Genomic DNA, 17,024 nt, shown 5'->3' on the forward strand with positions numbered 1-17,024 from the left:
AATACCGACAAATGTCATATCGCGAGGAGAAGACGCAATGAAGCTACGCAACCTGATCGGCGCCGCCCTGTGCGCGGCCGCCACGCTGGCCATGGCGCCCGCCCATGCCCAGAACTACAAGTCGGAATACAAGCTGTCCATCGTGGTGGGCACGTCCTTTCCGTGGGGCCAGGGCGCGCAGATCTGGGCCGACCTGGTGCGCGAACGCACCGAGGGCCGCATCAACATCAAGGTCTATCCGGGAACGTCGCTGGTGCAGGGTGACCAGACGCGCGAATTCACGGCCATCCGCCAGGGCGTGATCGACATGGCGGTGGGGTCCACCATCAACTGGTCGCCGCAGGTCAAGCAGCTCAACCTGTTTTCGTTGCCGTTCCTGATGCCCGACTACGCGGCCATCGATGCGCTGGTGCAAGGCGAAGTCGGCCAGGAACTGTTCAAGGTCATCGAAAAGGCGGGCGTAGTGCCGCTGGCCTGGGGCGAGAACGGCTATCGCCAGCTCAGCAATTCCAAGCATGCGGTGTCCAAGCCTGAAGATCTCAAGGGCATGAAGCTGCGTGTGGTGGGTTCGCCGCTGTACATCGATACCTTCACCGCGCTGGGCGCCAACCCCACCCAGATGAGCTGGGCCGATGCCCAGCCGGCGCTGGCCAGCGGCGCCGTCGACGGGCAGGAAAACCCGCTGTCGATCTATACCGGCGCCAAGCTGTACGACGTGGCCCAGAAGTACCTGACGCTGTGGAACTACGTGGCCGATCCGCTGGTGTTCGTGGTGAATCGCGAAGTGTGGCAATCGTGGTCCGAGCAGGACCGCAAGATCGTGCGCGAAGCGGCGCTCGAGGCCGGCAAGAAAGAGATCGCCATTGCGCGCAAGGGCGTCACCCCGGAAGACCCGTCCCTGCTCAAGGAGATCGAAGGCCACGGCGTGACGGTCACCTCGCTCAACGAAGCGCAGCACGCCGAATTCGTGAAGGCCACCAAGCCGGTATACGACAAATGGAAATCGCGCATCGGCGAAGACCTGGTCGAGCTGGCCGAGAAATCCATCGCGGCCCGCAAGAAATAAGCAGCAGCCCAGGGGAGAATGGCGGCGCGAGCCGCCACCGGAAGGCATGGCGCCAGAACCTTGCCTCTAGCACGGACGCCGATATCGGCGTCCGTGTTTTTTTGCGCGCCGTCAGGCGTCGGGCGATGGATACCGCACTTCCAGGATGTCGAGTTCCTCGACCCCGCCCGGCGTGCGCAGCACCACCGTATCGCCCTCGCGCGCCTTGATCAGCGCGCGCGCCACCGGCGAGATCCAGCTGATCTTGCCGGCCAGCGGCTCGGCCTCGTCGACCCCCACGATGGTCACGGTGTGGGTGTCGCCCGCCTTGTCCAGGTAGCTGACGGTGGCGCCGAAGAACACCTGGTCGCGATTGGGCTGCGCGGCCGGGTCGACCACCTCGGCGATGTCCAGCCGCTTGGTCAGGAACCGCATGCGCCGGTCGATCTCGCGCAACCGCTTCTTGCCGTAGAGATAGTCGCCGTTCTCGGAACGATCGCCGTTGGAGGCCGCCCACGACACCACCTGCACTACAGCGGGCCGCTCCACATTCATCAGGTGCGCCAGCTCGTCGCGCAGGCGCGCATAACCGCCGGGGGTCATGTAATTGCGGATGCCGGCAGGCAGGGCCTGGGCTTCCGGCAGGTCGTCCTCGTCGTCGCGGTCCGACTCTTTGACAAAAGCCTTGTTCATGGAATTTCAGAACCAGTCGTGCCAGACCGGTTTCAGGTCGTCGGGCAGGGGCGGCAGCGCCCCGAGGTCGGCGCGGCTCTCCCGCGGGCTGTGGAAATCCGAGCCACGCGAGGCCAGGAAACCGTAGCGGCGCGCCACCTGCGCATACTGGCGCGCCTCTTCGGGCGTATGGCTGCCGGTCGTGACCTCGATACCGACGCCGCCGAGCTGGAGAAACTCGTCGAACAGCGCGTCGAACTGCAACGCGGAATACTTGTACCGGCCGGGATGCGCGATGACGGCCCGGCCGCCCGCGCCGATGATCCAGCCGACGGCATCGGCCAGTGAAGCCCACTGCATGGGCACGTGGCCCGGGCAATCATCGCCCAGGTACTTGTTGAACACTGTCTGCACGTCCGGGCAATAGCCCGCCTGCACCAGGTAGCGCGCGAAATGCGTGCGGCTGACCAATTCCGGATTGCCCGCGAACGGCAGGGCCCCTTCGTAGGCGCCGGGCATGCCCATGTCGGCCAGCCGCTCGCCCATGCGCCGGGCGCGCTCGGCCCGGCCGCCGCGCGTCTTGCGCAGCCCTGCGGCCAGCGCGGCATCGGTCGCGTCGAACCCCAGGCCGACGATGTGCACCGTCTGGCCGGCCCAGGTGACGGAAACCTCGGTGCCGGTGATGAAGCGCATGCCGAGTTCGCGGGCGGTCGCGCCGGCCTGCGCCAGGCCGCCGATTTCATCGTGGTCGGTCAGCGCCCAGACGTCGACGCCATTGGCGCAGGCGCGCTGGGCCACGTCGGCCGGCGACAGGACGCCGTCGGACACGGTGGAATGGCAATGCAGGTCGACATTGAGGACAGCGCTATTCATGCCCCTATTGTAGAGGCCGGCCCCGCCCATGGATAGCGGCGGTCAGCCCTGGCCCGCCCCCAGCAGGAAAGCGGCCACCGGTTCGATCTGCTCGTCGCTCATCAAGGTCGGCGCGTGCCCGACCCCGGCAACCTCGTGCAGGCGCGCGCGCGGGTTGCGCGCCAGCATCTCGGCGGCGGTCGCCGGGCTCAGCAGGTCCGATTGCGCGCCTCGCACGATCAGCACCGGGCAATCCAGCGCCTCGTACGCATGCCACAGGATCTGTTCGCCGGCCGAATAGGCGTCGGCGGTCTCGACCGCGAGCGGCACCGCCAGGTTCAGGTCGTAATGCTTGACCCACCTGCCGTCGCGCTCGACATATACGTGGCGCGCCAGCTCTTCCCATTGCGCGTCGCTGTGCGGACCGAAGGTCGCCGACACTTGCCGCACCGCCTGCACGGCCTGCCCGAAGGTGTCGAACTCGCCCGGCTGCCCCACGTACTGGCCGATGCGGCCCAGCGCGGCGGGGTCGAGCCGCGGCCCCACGTCGTTGAGCACCAGGCGCTCCAGGCGGATGTCCTGGTCCGCCGGCCAGGCCCCCGGGTGCGGGCGCGCGGCGCGCATCATGCGCGCATACGCGGCGGCGCCGGCCAGTCCCAGGCCGATCAGCCCGCCCATCGACGTCCCTACCCATGCGAGCGTGGCGGGCCGCAGCCGGGCGATCAGGGTGACCATGTCGGATACATACTGTGGCACGGTGTAGCCGGCGGGCGCCGCCAGCCAGTCGGACCGGCCGCGCCCCACCACATCGGGGCACACCACGCGGAAATCGCCGGCCAGCCGGCGCGCCAGGTGGTCGAAGTCGCGGCCGGTGCGCGTCAGGCCATGCACGCACAGCAGCACCCGGTCGTTGTCTGGATCGCCCCACTCGCAGTAGGCCATGCGATGCAGGCCGGCCGGGCTGGCGCAGGTGACGAAATCGAATCGGGGTTGCAGCATGGAGGACGCTCCGGGGGCCACGCAAAAGAGCCCACATCTTATAGCAGCCGGCTGCCCGCTCTACGGCTGGACGGCATGCCAGTAGCGCCGTGCGGCCCGCTGCGCCCGCACCTGCAGGCCCGCCACGCTGGATGCCGCCACCACGGCGCCGTCGCGGTCGGTGCGCCAGAACGCCGTGCCGGCCTGCCGCCAGCGGGCTTCGACCAGCGCGGAGGGATGCCGGAACCGGTTCAGATGACCTGCCTGCGCGATCACGTGCCGGGGGCCCGTGGCGGCCACCAGCGCGGCGCTGGATGACGTGGCGGAACCATGGTGGGGTGCCATGACCACGTCGATGCGGGGCAAGTCCGGCGCCAGGCGGCGTTCCTGCGCGGCGCCGATGTCGCCCGGCAACAGCGCCGCATGGGCCTGCCCCTGGATCAGCAGCACGCAACTGGCGGCATTGCCCCGGGCCGGCCCGGCGGTAGCCTCGGCCGGCGGATGCAGGAACTTGAATTGCACGCCATCGGCCTGCCACGCCGTGCCTGCGGCGCAACGCCGTACCGAGCGCGGCAGGCGCGCCTGCGCTGCATTGCCGGCCTGCTTGCGCAGCAGGGCCGGCAAGTCGAACGAAGCGTACGACACGTCCACGGGCAGCGCGGCGAGCACGCTGGCGAGCCCGCCGGAATGGTCCAGGTCGGCGTGCGAAACCACCAGCCCGTCCAGCCGCCGATGGCCGCGCGTGCGCAAATACGGCGCTACGACGCGCTCGCCGGCATCGGCGGCCTCGCGATGGCCCGGGCCCGTATCGAACAGCCACGCCTGCGTGGCTGTTTCGACCAGCACCGCGCCGCCCTGCCCCACGTCGAGCGCGGCAAGACGCCAGAACCCGGGCGCGGGGCGCTCGGGCCGCCAGCACAGCAGGGGCAGCACCAGCAACCAGCCTGCCGCCCGCGCCGGCCAGCCAGGCGGCTGCAAGGCCCATGCCACGCCCAGCGCCGCCAGCGCCAGCAGCGGCCACGGCGCGGTTGCCACGTCCAGCACCGCCCAGCGCGATGCGCCGATCCAGCCGACCGGCAGCATGGTCCAGTCGAACACCGCATGCCCCAGCCAGCCGGCGGCGCGCGCCGGCCAGTCGAACCCGGGCAGCGCGCCCAACGCCGCGCACAGCAGCGCCAACGGCGTCACCACGAAGCTGACCACCGGAATGGCGATGGCGTTGGCCAGCGGCGAGCCAAGCGAGACCTGATTGAGCAGTTGCGCCAGCAAGGGCACCAGGCCCAGCGTAATGGCCGCCTGGACGCGCGTGAACTCGGCCAGCAGCCCGCGCAGCCGGGCCAGCCAGCCGGGCGCGGCCAGGCTGGCGGCCGCTGGAGCAGCCGCGCGCAGCAAGATGGCCACGGCGCCGAACGACAGCCAAAAACCCGGCGCCAGGGTGGCCCAGGGGTCGAGCAGGACCACGGCCGCCGCGGCCAGCGCCAGCACGCGCGACGGCGACAGCGGCAGGCGCGCCATGGCGGCAAGCGCGACCACCGCCAGCATGAAAAAAGTGCGCCGCGCCGGCACGCCCCAGCCCGCCAGCAGGCAATACAAGAGCGCCACGCCAAGCGCCGCCGCCGCGCCAACGACCTGCGCCGGGAGGTACTCCGCCAGGCTCGCGCCGCGCCATCGCGCGCGCCGCCAGAGCGCGGCGGCCAGCATGGCGCCCAGGCCGGCGATCAGCGTGACGTGCATACCGCTGATGGACACCAGGTGCGTGATGCCGCTGCGGTTGAAAATGCGCCAATCTTCGCGCGCCACGCCAGCCTGGTCGCCCATGGCCAGCGCGATCAATACGGGCGCATAGCGGCGTTCGCCGAGGGCGCGCCGCATGCCCGCCCGCACCCGGTGGCGGATGCGTTGGATCCAGATGCCGGCGTCGAACCCGGCCTGGCCGTCGAGCAGGCGCGGCGTGCCGCGCACCGTGGCGGTCGCGCGTATGCCCAGTGCGAACAACCGGCCCTCGGCATCGTAGCCGTCGGGATTGCGCAAGCCATGGGGGCGGCGCAACACCAGCGCCATCTGCCACAGCTGGCCGGGCACGAGGTCCGGCAAGCCGGCGCCCGTCCCTGGCAGCGCACGCCAGCTTACCGCCAGCCGCGCCGGAATGCCGGCCGGGCGGTCGGGCATGGTGTCGGCCAGGAAGCGCCATTGGCTGCCATCGCCCTGCGGCAAGTCGGCCACCCGCACTACCAGACGCGAGACGGCGTCATGATGCCGGGCGGCAAGCGTGTCGGCCAGCCGTTCCTGCGCCTGCCAGATGGCGCACGCGATGCCCAGGCTCAGGCCCAGCCAGGAGGCGGCCACCCGCCGCGCCCAGCCCCGGCCGCGCCGCAGCAGCAGGACCGCCGAGCACGCCAGCGCGGCCAGCAGCCAGGACAACAGCCAGGCGCCCAGGGCGGGCAACGCCGGCCAACGCTGGACCGCCGCCGTGCCGGCGACGATGGCCAACAGGAACAAGCGCCCTACGATGTTCTTCTCCCAAAGCGCACAGCGTAAGGACGCGGTGACTCCGGGGACATGGCGGGTGAACGGAAAAGCCCATGCGTGGCGGCCGCAGGCGGCACGCCGGACGGCGGCCCGGGCCCGATCCCGGGCCGCTACTGTTGCGCAGCCAGGCGCGGCAAGACGCGCCGGGCGTTGGCGCTGGTGGCGCGGACAATGTCGTCGACCCCGGCGCCGCGCAACTGGGCCAGCACGGCGGCAATGCGCGGCAGTTGCGCGGGCGTGTTGCGGCGCTGCGGCGGGTGCAGCCACGCGGGAGGAATATCGGGCGCATCGGTCTCGAGCACCAGGTGCTCCAGCCCCGTCTCCGTCGCATGGCGGCGGATCTGCAAGGCGCGTTCGAATGTCATGGCTCCGCCCAGCCCCAGCGCAAAGCCACGTTCGACGAACGCCGCGGCCTGCTGGGCGCTGCCGTTGAACGCATGGGCGATGCCGCCGCGCACGCCGGGCCGGCGACGCAGGTACTTCAGCAGGATGTCCTGCGAACGCCGCACATGCAGCAGCACCGGCAGGTCGAACTCGGCCGCCAGCGCCAGTTGCGCGTCATAGAAGCGCTCCTGGCGGGCCCGTGGCTCGCCCGCGGCGATGTCCCTGACGAAGAAATCCAGGCCGATCTCGCCAATGGCCACGAAGCGGGGGTCATCCAGGGCGGCCACCACCGCGTCGCGCAATATGTCGAGGTCGGCTTCCCGCGCCCGCCCGACATACAGCGGATGGATGCCCAATGCGTAAGCACCGCCCTCGATCTGGTGGGCCAGGTCGCACACGACGCCGAAGTTGGCCCGCTCGACCGCCGGGATCACGATGGCGCCGACCCCGGCAGCCCGCGCGGCGCGGGCGACGTCCAGGCGGTCGGCGTCGAATTCAGCGGCATCGAGATGGCAGTGCGTGTCGATCAGCATGGCAAGTCGGGGGCCGGTCGGCACCGGACGAAGGCGCGCACCGGCCGGGCGGCGGGCGACACGCCCTAGCCCGACACCAGTTGCCCGCGCTCCATCAGCAGTTGACGGTCGGCCAGGGCGGCCAGTTCGGCATCGTGCGTCACGATAGCAAACGCCGTGCCGGATTCCCGGTTTACTTGAGTCAGCAACTCGAACATCCTGTGCGCCGTGCCGCGGTCGAGGTTGCCGGTAGGTTCGTCAGCCAGCACGCAAGCGGGCCGGGTGACCAGCGCGCGCGCCAGCGCCACGCGCTGGCGCTCGCCGCCCGACAATTGGCCGGGGAAATGTCCTTCCCGCGCGGCCAGCCCCACCAGGGCCAGCACCTTGCGCGCTGCCGCGCGCGCCGTATCGCGGGACTCGCGGCGCACGATCAACGGCATCGCGACGTTGTCCAGCGCCGAGAACTCGGGCAGCAGGTGATGGAACTGGTACACGAAGCCCAGGCTGCGGTTGCGCAAGGCGCTCTTCTGCCCTTCCGACAGGCCCGCGGCCGCCACGCCATCCACCGTGACCTCGCCCGCGCTCGGCACGTCGAGCAGCCCCAGGATGTGCAGCAGCGTGCTCTTGCCCGAGCCGGAGGCGCCCACGATGGCCACCATCTCGCCGCGCGCGACGCTCAGGCTGACGTTGTCCAGCACCTGGATGCGCGCCGGCCCCTCGTCGTAGGTCTTTACCAGGTTGCGGGCTTGCAGCGCCGGCGTATCGCCGGCCGGAGTGAGCACGGTGTCAGTCATGGCGCAGCACCTGGGCGGGTTGCAGGCGCGACGCGCGCCAGCTGGGATACAGGGTGGCCAGCAGCGACAACACCAGCGAGGTCACGCCGATGGTGATGATGTCGCCGGATTGCGGGTCGGACGGCAATTCGCTGATGAAGTAGATTTCGCGCGGCAGGAAATGGATGCCCAGCAGGCCCTCGATGAACGGCACGATCACGCCTACGTTGTAGGCGATGAGCATGCCTCCGAGCACGCCCACCACGGTGCCCACCACGCCGATCAGTGCGCCCTGCACCAGGAAGATGCGGGCCACCTCGCCCGGCCCCGCGCCCAGCGTGCGCAGGATGGCGATATCCGACTGCTTGTCCTTGACGGCCATGACCAGCGAGGACAGCAGGTTGAACGCCGCCACCGCGACGATCAGCGCCAGGATCAGGAACATCATGCGCTTCTCGGTCTGCACCGCCGCGAACCAGGTGCGGTTGTTGCGAGACCAGTCGCTGGCCATCACGTAGGGCGGCAGCGTCTTGGCCAGGTCGACCGCCACCTGGGGCGCGCGCTGCATGTCGGCCACGCGCAGGCGCACGCCCGCGGTGCCGCTGTCGCGGAACACCCGCGCCGCGTCCTGCGCGTCGATAAAGGCCAGGCTGGAATCGTATTCGTAGTGGCCCGACGTGAAGGTGCCCACCACCGTGAACTGCCGCATGCGCGGCGTGAAGCCGGCCGGGCTGATCGAGCCTTGCGGCGCCAGCATCAGCAGCGTGTCGCCGACCTGCACGCCAAGCGCGCCGGCCAGGTCGCTGCCCAGCACGACGCCAAAACTGCCGGGCTTCAGGTCGGCGAGCTTGCCGCTGGACATCTGGCCGGGAATGTCGGATACCTGTCCCTCGGTGGCCGGGTCGATGCCGCGCACCTGCACGCCGCGCAGCGCCTGGCCGCGCGCCAGCATGGCCTGCGCGGCCACGAACGGAGCAGCGCCCCTGACCTCCGGATTGCGCTCGGCCGCGTCGGCGAACTGGCGCCATTGCTCCAGCACCCGCTCGGGCACGGCGCCGGGAATGTACAGCTCGATGTGCGGCAGCACCGACAACATGCGGTCGCGCACTTCTTTCTGGAAACCGTTCATCACCGACAAGACCACGATCAGCGCGGCCACGCCCAGGGCGATGCCGGCCATCGAGGTAGCCGCGATGAACGAGATGAAGCGATCGCGGCGCCCGCGTCGCTGGCGGATGCGGGCCATGCCCGCGTAGCGGGCGCCGATCCATAGTTCGTAAGGTATTTTCAGCACCTGCGCATTATGGCATTAACGGCGTCGGCGGCCAGCGACGGCCGCCTTGCGGCAGCGGCCGACCCTGGGACTACAATCGGCGCCATGCTCATTGCCATTCCGGGCGCCCTGCCCCCCCTGCCCGTCGCCGCCGAACTGGCCCGGCTGCTGCCGCAGCGCGCGCCGGTGCTGCATGGCTGGCTGCAGGCCGGCGCTGCGCACGTGGCCGCCTTCGATCCGCGCGAACACGGCTGCACGCCCTACGAAGCCTGGCAGCTGGAACGGGCCGGCTACCGGCCGGCGGCCGGCGAACCGCTCGGCGCCGGACTGGGCCCCTTGCTGGCCGGCCCGGCCGGGGCGGACGGCAAGCCGGTCTGGCTGGCCGAGCTGACGCATCTCTCGCTCGGCACGGACCAGGCCACCTTGCTCGACCCGGCCACGATGGACCTGCGCGCCGACGAAGCGGCGGCCTTGCTGGACACGGCGCGGCCCTGCATCGACGCGGCCGGCTTCGCCGCCGATCCGCTCGCGCCGCAGCGCTGGCGGCTGCATCTGCCGGCGGGGCTGGCGCCGCGCAGCGCCAGCCCCGCCGCGGTCGCGGGCCAGCCGCTGCGCGACTGGTGGAGCCAGGACCCCGCCATGCGCCCCTGGCGCCGCCTGCTGAACGAAATCCAGATGGCGTGGCACGAACACCCCGTCAACGAAACCCGCGCCGCACGCGGCGCGCCGCCCGTCAACGCGCTCTGGCTGTACGGCGGCGCCGCGGCCTGGCCAGCCCCGGCCAGCACCGTCGCGCCGGCCGACATCGCCAGCCAGCTCGAGGCGCCCCATCGCGCCGGCGACTGGGCCGGCTGGCTCGACGCGCTGGCCGAACTGGACCGGCGCCACCTGAAGCCGCTGGCAGACCATGCCGGCCTGCCGGCCCGGCCCGTGCAACTGATCCTGCTGGGCGGCGACCGCCGCGCCACCCTGACCCTTAAACCGCGCGGCCGCCTGCTGTCCTGGCTGCCCGCACCCAAGAAGAACTGGAACGCCTGGTGGTCTCGCCCCGTCTGACTGTCCGCTCGCCCGATCCCGACGCCCGCCGCATCCTCGAGGCGGCGGGCATACATCCGCTGCTGGCGCGCCTGTGGGCGGCGCGCGGCGTCACGCATCCCGACCAGACCCGGCTGGCCTGGCCCGCCTTGCTGCCGCCCGCGGGGCTGACCCACGCCGAGCACGCCGCGCGGATCCTGGCCGATGCGATTGCGCGCGGCCAACGGCTCCTGATCGTGGCCGACTACGACTGCGACGGCGCCACCGCATGCGCCGTGGGGCTGCGCGCGCTGCGGGCATTCGGCGCGAACGTCGACTTCCTGGTGCCCAACCGTTTCGAAACGGGCTATGGCCTGTCGCCGGCCGTGGTCGAGCTGGCGTGCGCGCACCGCGGCGGCAAGCCGGACCTGATCATCACGGTGGACAATGGCATCGCCAGCGTCGACGGTGTGGCCGCCGCCAATGCGGCCGGCATCGGCGTGGTGGTCACGGATCACCACCTGCCCGGCGACACGCTGCCGGATGCGCTGGCCATCGTCAACCCGAACCAGCCGGGTTGCGGTTTCCCGTCCAAGAACCTGGCCGGGGTGGGCGTCATCTTCTACCTGATGCTGGCGCTGCGCGCCGAACTGCGCCGGCGCGGCGCCTATCCTCCCGACGGCGGGCCGCGCCTGGACGCACTGGCCGACCTGGTCGCCCTGGGCACGGTCGCCGACGTGGTCAAGCTCGATGGCAACAACCGGCTGCTGGTCACCCAGGGCTTGCAGCGCATGCGCGCCGGCCGCATGCAACCGGGCGTGCGCGCCCTGTTCGCGGTGGCGGCGCGCGAGCCGCGCAGCGCCTGCGGCTTCGACCTGGGCTTCGCCCTGGGGCCGCGCATCAACGCGGCCGGCCGGCTGGCCGACATGAGCCTGGGCATCGCCTGCCTGACCACCGACGACGAGGCGCAAGCCCTCGAGATGGCGCGCCAGCTCGACCAGATCAACCGCGAACGGCGCGGCATCGAAGCCGAGATGCGCGAGCAGGCGCTGGCGGCCATGGAAGCCGCCGACAACGCCGCGGGCGCTTCGGTGTGCGTCTTCGATCCAGGCTGGCACCAGGGCGTGGTCGGCCTGGTCGCCTCGCGCCTGAAAGAGAAATTCTGGCGTCCCACCCTGGCCTTCGCGCCGGCCGGCGACGACGAAATCCGCGGGTCCGGCCGGTCGATCCCCGACGTACACCTGCGCGACGCGCTCGACCTCGTATCCAAGCGCCACCCCGGGCTCATCCGCAAATTCGGCGGGCATGCCATGGCGGCGGGGCTGACGCTGGGCCGCGACGATTTCGCCGCCTTCGCGCCGGCGTTCGACGCCGCGGTGCGCGAACTGACCGGCCGCGCCACCTTCGAACCGCTGATCGAGACCGACGGCTCGCTCGAGTCGGGCTACGCCAACGCCGACGTCGCCACGTTGCTGCAGCAGCAGGTCTGGGGCGCGGGTTTCGCCGCGCCGCTGTTCCTGGACGAATTCACCGTGCGCAATCAGCGGCTGGTGGGCGAAAAACACCTCAAGCTGTCGCTCGAGCGCGGCCACCAGCGCTTCGACGCCATCTGGTTCGGCCACGACCAGTCGCTGCCCGAGCGCGTCCAGGTGGCGTACCGGCTCGAACCCAACATCTGGAACGGCATGGTATCGGCCCAGCTGGTCGTCGAGCATGCCGAATAATCCACGTTAAAATGCTGGGTTTCGCACAATAGCCACCAGGAAGCACCATGGAAGCCGAACGCCAGAACCAGCTCGCCGCCCGCCTTGCCGACTACGCAGAGCGCGAGCAGGCGCTACGGGGGTATCTTTGACTACGATCTGAAGGCCGAACGCCTGCAGGTCGTCAACGCCGAACTCGAAGACCCGGCGGTCTGGAACGACCCCAAGCACGCCCAGGACCTGGGCCGTGAAAAGAAATCCCTCGAAGACGTGGTCGAGACGCTGAGCGCCCTGCGCAGCGGCATCGCCGACTCCCAGGAGCTGTTCGAGCTGGCCGCGGCCGACGCCGACGACGCCACGCTCGAGTCGATCGAGCGCGATGCCGACGGCTTCCAGCAGCAGCTCGAGGGCCTGGAATTCCGCCGCATGTTCTCCAACCCGGCCGACCCGCTCAATTGCTTCCTGGACATCCAGGCGGGCGCGGGCGGCACCGAAGCGCAGGACTGGGCGTCCATGCTGCTGCGCCAGTACCTGAAGTACGCCGAGCGCAAGGGCTTCAAGGCCGAGGTCCTGGAAGAATCCGAAGGCGAAGTGGCCGGCATCAAGTCCGCCACCATCAAGCTGGAAGGCGAGTACGCCTTCGGTTACCTGCGCACCGAAACCGGCGTGCACCGCCTGGTGCGCAAGAGCCCGTTCGACTCGTCCGGCGGGCGCCATACGTCGTTCGCCAGCGTGTTCGTATACCCCGAGGTCGACGACTCCTTCGAGATCGAGGTCAACCCGGCCGACCTGCGCGTGGATACCTATCGCGCCAGCGGCGCGGGCGGCCAGCACATCAACAAGACCGACTCGGCCGTGCGCCTGACCCACATCCCCACCGGCATCGTGGTCCAGTGCCAGAACGACCGCTCGCAGCACCGCAATCGCGCCGAAGCCATGCAGATGCTGAAATCCAAGCTCTACGAGCTGGAAATGCGCAACCGCATGGCCGAGCAGCAAAAACTCGAGGACTCCAAGACCGACGTGGGCTGGGGCCACCAGATCCGTTCGTACGTGCTCGACCAGAGCCGTATCAAGGACCTGCGCACCAACGTGGAAATCTCCAACACCCAGAAGGTCCTGGACGGCGACCTGGACACCTTCATCCAGGCCAGCCTGAAGCAAGGCGTGTGATTCCCCGGCGGCGCCTGCGGGCGTCCCCATCTCTTTCAGAGGCAAGCGCATGACCGACACGATCGCAATCCTGACCGGCGCCTCGCGCGGCATCGGTGCCGCCCTGGCGCGCGGCCTGGCCCGGCCCGGCACGCGGCTCATCACCCTCGCCCGCCGCGCCGATCCGGACCTGGCCGCCCACGCCCGCGCGCAGGGCGCCGAACTCGAGCAGATCCAGGTCGACCTGGCCGATCTGTCCGCGGCGGCGCAGGCCGCCGAGCGCATTGCCGCCGCCCTGCCCCGCGACGCCGGGCGCTATCTGCTGATCAACAACGCCGGCACCGTACAGCCCGTGGCCGCCGCCGCGGAACTGGTCGACGGCCCCGCCATCGCCGCGGCGTTCACCCTGAACGTCTCCGCCGTGATGCTGCTGACCGCCCGCTTCGTGGCAGCCGTCCATGGCCTGCGGGCCGACCGCCGCGTGCTGAATATTTCCTCGGGCGCCGGTCGCAACCCCAACGCCGGCTGGGGCGTCTACTGCGCCTCCAAGGCCGCCCTCGACATGTACACCCGGGTACTCAAGCAGGAACAGGGGCCAGAAGGCGTGCGCGCCGTGGCCCTGGCTCCAGGCATCGTCGACACCGACATGCAGCAGGCCATCCGCGCCAGCGACCCGGCCAGCTTCCCGGCGCTGGCCAAGTTCCAGGAATTCCACGCCACCGGCAAGCTCGCCGCTCCCGCAGCGGTCGCGGCCCGCATCCTGGCCTATCTAGACCGCGATGATTTCGGCAACACCGAAATCGACGATATCCGCAATTACGACTGACCCACCATGACCGACCATTCGCCCGCCCCGGCCGCCCAGGACGAAAACCGCTTGATCGCCGAACGGCGCGCCAAGCTGTCCAAACTGCGCGAAGCCGGCGTCGCGTATCCCAACGACTTCGTGCCGGACGCGCACGCCGCCGACCTGCACCGCCAGTATGGCGAGCAAGACCAGGAGGCTCTGGCCGCCGCCGGGGTGCGCGTCAAGGTGGCGGGCCGCATGATGCTCAAGCGCGTCATGGGCAAGGCCAGCTTCGCCACCGTGCAGGACGGCAGCGGCCGCATCCAGGTCTACCTGGAGCGCGGCACGCTCGGCGACGAGGCCTACGCCGCGTTCAAGCAGTGGGACATCGGCGACATCATCGCGGTCGAAGGCACGGTATTCAAGACCAACAAGGGCGAACTCTCGGTGCACGCCGCCACGGCCCGCCTGCTGTCGAAATCGCTGCGGCCGCTGCCCGACAAGTTCCATGGCGTGGCCGACCAGGAGCTGCGCTACCGCCAGCGCTATGTCGATCTCATCATGACCGAGGCCACCCGCCGCACCTTCGAGGTGCGCAGCAAGGCCGTGGGCAGCATTCGCCAGGTCATGCTGGACGCCGGCTTCCTCGAAGTCGAGACGCCCATGCTGCATCCCATTCCGGGCGGCGCGGCGGCCAAGCCGTTCGCCACCCACCACAATGCGCTGGACATGGAAATGTTCCTGCGCATCGCGCCCGAGCTCTACTTGAAGCGGCTGATCGTGGGCGGCTTCGAACGCGTGTTCGAAATCAACCGCAACTTCCGCAACGAAGGCGTCAGCCCGCGCCACAACCCTGAATTCACCATGATGGAGTTCTACGCGGCCTATGCGGATTACCGCTGGCTGATGGACTTCACCGAGCAGATCCTGCGCCAGGCGGCCATTGCCGCCACCGGCAGCGCGGTGCTGACCTACCAGGAACGCGAGCTGGACCTGTCCAGGCCGTTCGACCGCCTCACCATCTGCGAGGCCATCCTGAAGTACACCAGCGGCTATACCCAGGCCCAGCTCGACGACGCCGCCTTCCTGCGCGGCGAACTCAAGAAGCTGGGCGCGGACGTCGACAGCCCGGTGCTGGCGCGCGCCGGCCTGGGCGCCCTGCAGCTGGCGCTGTTCGAGGAAACCGCCGAAGCGCAGCTCTGGAATCCGACCTACATCGTCGACTACCCGGTCGAGGTCTCGCCGCTGGCGCGCGCCTCGGACACCCGCCCGGGCATCACCGAGCGCTTCGAGCTGTTCATGACCGGCCGCGAGATCGCCAACGGCTTCTCCGAGCTGAACGATCCGGAAGACCAGGCCGAGCGCTTCCGCGCCCAGGTCGAGGCCAAGGACGCCGGCGACGAAGAAGCCATGTACTATGACGCGGACTACATCCGGGCGCTCGAATACGGCATGCCGCCCACCGGCGGCTGCGGCATCGGCATCGACCGCCTGGTCATGCTGCTGACCGACAGCGCCAGCATCCGCGACGTCATCCTGTTCCCGCACCTGCGGCGCGAAGACTGACCGGACCCGGCCGCCATGCTCGTCAAGCTGCTGATCATCGCGGTCTTCATCGTCCTGCTGCTGTATGTCGTCCTGCCGAAGCGGCGCGGTCCCGCCGCGCCGCCCCGCGCGGGACGCCTGATGCTGACGCTGCTGGCCAGCGCGGCGGTGCTGTTGTTCGTCCTGGCCCTGTTCTGCGCGCTGCTCTGGCTGGGCGGGATATCCGGCACCGTGACGGGCGGCGGCGACGTGCTGGGCGGCACGGGGCTGCTGCGCATCGCCGGTCTGCTGCTGGTGCTGTCGATTGCCTGCGCGGTCGCCGCGCTGCTGAAACGGCCGCGCTGAATGCGCGGCCGGTTGGCCGGTCAGGCCGCGCGCCGCTCCATTGCCTGGGCCCAGCGCCGGGCCACCGACGGGGACGTCGCGCAAATCGCCGATTCCGTCACTACCCGCACGGCCCGCTCCAGCAACTGGATATCGGCCTCGTGCTGGCGCGCCACATGCGGATCCTCAAAGAAGATCACGCGCTGGCACTGGTGCTCGAGCACCAGTTCGGCGATCTGGGCGTCGCCGCCCAGCGGGCCGCTCAAGTAGCGGTGCACCCAGGGACGGTCGGCCGGCCAGCCGCGCGCCCAGGCCAGCTCGTTCAGGCGCGCGCCCGTCGTGCCGGTGGCCACGCGCCGTTCGAACTTCGACAGCAGGTCGAAATGCTCGGCCGCGAACGCGACCATCTGGTCCTTGAGCGCATCGTGCGAAATCAGCGCCAGGGTGTGGCGCCCGAAATCGAACAGGCGGGACACGGAGGGATCCGGCCGCAGCCCGGCGTGCAACCGCTCTACTTCCATCCATTCGATGGCGCCGGCCAGCGTGGAAATGAACGGCCGCCCGTGCGTGATGCACTGGCGCTTGAGCGCCAGCGCCTCGGGGAAAATGGATGACGGATCGACCGGGTCGATCAGGTAGATGGCCCCGTCGAACGGCGCCTCGCCTTCGCGGCCCTCGGTCACCCGGGCCACCAGCTTCATCAGGCCGCCCTCGCGCCCGTACGGATAGCGGATGAGGCCGGGATAGCCCTGCAGCATGCCCTCGCGCACGATGGCATCGTGCGTGCGCCCCACGGTGTGCAGCTGCACGCCCAGCTCGCGGATCGCCGGCGAACTGGCCCTCAGCCAGGAAAACAGCGCCGCGTCGGGAGTTTCGTGATGCAGGCGGTTGGCCGCCAGGCCGAAGCGCAATCCGGCGGGAGCGGACGCCATGGGTCAGTCCGCCTCGTCGATCCAGGCCATCTGGATGGCCTCCAGGATCTTCTCGCCGCAATGGGCCGGGTCGTCGTCGAAGCCCGGCAGGGCCAGCACCCACTCTCGCAGCTGCGTGAAGCGCACCGTGTTGGGATCCACGTCCGGATGCGCATCGGCCAGCGCGGCCGCGATGTCATATGTATCGACCCACTTCATCAATGACCCTCTTTGGCGTGATTGATAGTGTACTTGGGAATCTCGACGGTCAGGTCGGCATCGGCCACCAGGGCCTGGCAGGACAGGCGCGAAGTGGAGCTCAGCCCCCAGGCCTTGTCGAGCAGGTCTTCCTCGTCGTCGGAAGCCTCCTCGAGCGAGGAAAAACCTTCGCGCACGATCACATGACAGGTGGTGCAGGCGCACGACAGCTCGCAGGCATGCTCGATCTCGATGTGATTGTCGAGCAGCACGCGGCAGATCGACTTGCCCTGCGGCGCGTCTTCGATCACGGCGCCGTCGGGGCAGACGTCCGGATGGGGCAATACAGTCAGTTTAGGCATAAGTTCGAAT

17 protein-coding genes are annotated in these 17,024 nt (G+C 69.9%); 7 read left to right on the forward strand and 10 right to left on the reverse strand.

Features of this window, described 5'->3' with window-relative positions; genetic code table 11:
* Positions 1 to 37: 37 nt before the first annotated feature.
* A complete protein-coding gene (locus ACKTT0_RS22665; protein ID WP_407851999.1) occupies positions 38 to 1,066 on the forward strand; it encodes a DctP family TRAP transporter solute-binding subunit in 1,029 nt (342 codons plus the stop codon).
* Between the two features lie 111 nt (positions 1,067 to 1,177).
* On the opposite strand, the gene greB is transcribed toward ACKTT0_RS22665, so the two are convergent.
* The 7 genes from greB to ACKTT0_RS22700 all read right to left on the reverse strand — a co-directional run bounded on the left by greB (position 1,178) and on the right by ACKTT0_RS22700 (position 8,991).
* A complete protein-coding gene (gene greB, locus ACKTT0_RS22670; RefSeq protein WP_407852000.1) occupies positions 1,178 to 1,738 on the reverse strand; it encodes a transcription elongation factor GreB in 561 nt (186 codons plus the stop codon).
* 6 nt (positions 1,739 to 1,744) lie between these two features.
* A complete protein-coding gene (locus ACKTT0_RS22675; RefSeq protein WP_407852001.1) occupies positions 1,745 to 2,590 on the reverse strand; it encodes a 3',5'-nucleoside bisphosphate phosphatase in 846 nt (281 codons plus the stop codon).
* Between the two features lie 42 nt (positions 2,591 to 2,632).
* A complete protein-coding gene (locus ACKTT0_RS22680; RefSeq protein ID WP_407852002.1) occupies positions 2,633 to 3,568 on the reverse strand; it encodes an alpha/beta fold hydrolase in 936 nt (311 codons plus the stop codon).
* A 60-nt stretch (positions 3,569 to 3,628) separates the two neighbouring features.
* Positions 3,629 to 6,037 (reverse strand): DNA internalization-related competence protein ComEC/Rec2, encoded by a 2,409-nt coding sequence (locus tag ACKTT0_RS22685; protein ID WP_407852484.1) that lies wholly within the window; start codon positions 6,035 to 6,037, stop codon positions 3,629 to 3,631.
* 149 nt (positions 6,038 to 6,186) lie between these two features.
* Positions 6,187 to 6,993 carry a TatD family hydrolase gene (locus tag ACKTT0_RS22690; RefSeq protein WP_407852003.1) on the reverse strand — a complete coding sequence of 269 codons (807 nt, stop codon included), beginning with the start codon at positions 6,991 to 6,993 and terminating at the stop codon, positions 6,187 to 6,189.
* A gap of 65 nt (positions 6,994 to 7,058) precedes the next feature.
* Complete coding sequence (locus tag ACKTT0_RS22695; protein ID WP_407852004.1) at positions 7,059 to 7,766, reverse strand: ABC transporter ATP-binding protein; 708 nt, start codon at positions 7,764 to 7,766, stop codon at positions 7,059 to 7,061.
* On the reverse strand, positions 7,759 to 8,991 hold the full coding sequence (locus ACKTT0_RS22700; RefSeq protein ID WP_407852485.1) for a lipoprotein-releasing ABC transporter permease subunit: 1,233 nt from the start codon (positions 8,989 to 8,991) through the stop codon (positions 7,759 to 7,761). The genes ACKTT0_RS22695 and ACKTT0_RS22700 overlap by 8 nt, the downstream gene beginning before the upstream one ends.
* 132 nt (positions 8,992 to 9,123) lie before the next feature.
* On the opposite strand from ACKTT0_RS22700, the gene ACKTT0_RS22705 reads away from it, so the two are divergent.
* The 6 genes from ACKTT0_RS22705 (at position 9,124) to ACKTT0_RS22730 (ending at position 15,564) form a co-directional block, all read left to right on the forward strand.
* Positions 9,124 to 10,074, forward strand: coding sequence for a hypothetical protein (locus ACKTT0_RS22705; protein ID WP_407852005.1), 951 nt, complete (start codon positions 9,124 to 9,126; stop codon positions 10,072 to 10,074).
* Positions 10,056 to 11,756, forward strand: coding sequence for a single-stranded-DNA-specific exonuclease RecJ (gene recJ / locus ACKTT0_RS22710; protein ID WP_407852006.1), 1,701 nt, complete (start codon positions 10,056 to 10,058; stop codon positions 11,754 to 11,756). The genes ACKTT0_RS22705 and recJ overlap by 19 nt, the downstream gene beginning before the upstream one ends.
* A 47-nt stretch (positions 11,757 to 11,803) precedes the next feature.
* Positions 11,804 to 12,908 (forward strand): peptide chain release factor 2 gene (gene prfB, locus ACKTT0_RS22715; protein ID WP_407852007.1). Its coding sequence is split into 2 segments (ribosomal slippage): positions 11,804 to 11,884 and positions 11,886 to 12,908, totalling 1,104 coding nucleotides; the frame shifts between segments, so codons are not numbered across the junction.
* Between the two features lie 49 nt (positions 12,909 to 12,957).
* Positions 12,958 to 13,713, forward strand: coding sequence for an SDR family oxidoreductase (locus ACKTT0_RS22720; RefSeq protein WP_407852008.1), 756 nt, complete (start codon positions 12,958 to 12,960; stop codon positions 13,711 to 13,713).
* Positions 13,714 to 13,719: 6 nt separating this feature from the next.
* Entirely contained in the window at positions 13,720 to 15,240 is a 1,521-nt protein-coding gene (gene lysS / locus ACKTT0_RS22725) for a lysine--tRNA ligase (protein WP_407852009.1), read from the forward strand.
* A 15-nt stretch (positions 15,241 to 15,255) separates the two neighbouring features.
* On the forward strand, positions 15,256 to 15,564 hold the full coding sequence (locus ACKTT0_RS22730; protein WP_407852010.1) for a preprotein translocase subunit TatB: 309 nt from the start codon (positions 15,256 to 15,258) through the stop codon (positions 15,562 to 15,564).
* A gap of 20 nt (positions 15,565 to 15,584) precedes the next feature.
* Here ACKTT0_RS22730 and ACKTT0_RS22735 read toward each other — a convergent pair whose 3' ends face one another.
* From ACKTT0_RS22735 to fdx, 3 genes are read right to left on the reverse strand one after another with little or no spacing between them, the layout of a single operon-like run.
* Positions 15,585 to 16,475 carry a methylglyoxal synthase gene (locus ACKTT0_RS22735; RefSeq protein WP_407852011.1) on the reverse strand — a complete coding sequence of 297 codons (891 nt, stop codon included), beginning with the start codon at positions 16,473 to 16,475 and terminating at the stop codon, positions 15,585 to 15,587.
* Positions 16,476 to 16,478: 3 nt separating this feature from the next.
* The gene (gene iscX, locus ACKTT0_RS22740; RefSeq protein ID WP_407852012.1) at positions 16,479 to 16,673 is read right to left on the reverse strand and encodes a Fe-S cluster assembly protein IscX; all 195 of its coding nucleotides are present in this window, start codon (positions 16,671 to 16,673) and stop codon (positions 16,479 to 16,481) included.
* Entirely contained in the window at positions 16,673 to 17,014 is a 342-nt protein-coding gene (fdx, locus tag ACKTT0_RS22745) for an ISC system 2Fe-2S type ferredoxin (protein ID WP_407852013.1), read from the reverse strand. Before fdx ends, iscX begins: the two co-directional genes overlap by 1 nt.
* Positions 17,015 to 17,024 lie beyond the last annotated feature (10 nt).

It is taken from the genome of Bordetella saccharivorans (assembly GCF_045862855.1).
Lineage (GTDB): Bacteria > Pseudomonadota > Gammaproteobacteria > Burkholderiales > Burkholderiaceae_B > Bordetella_A > Bordetella_A petrii_F.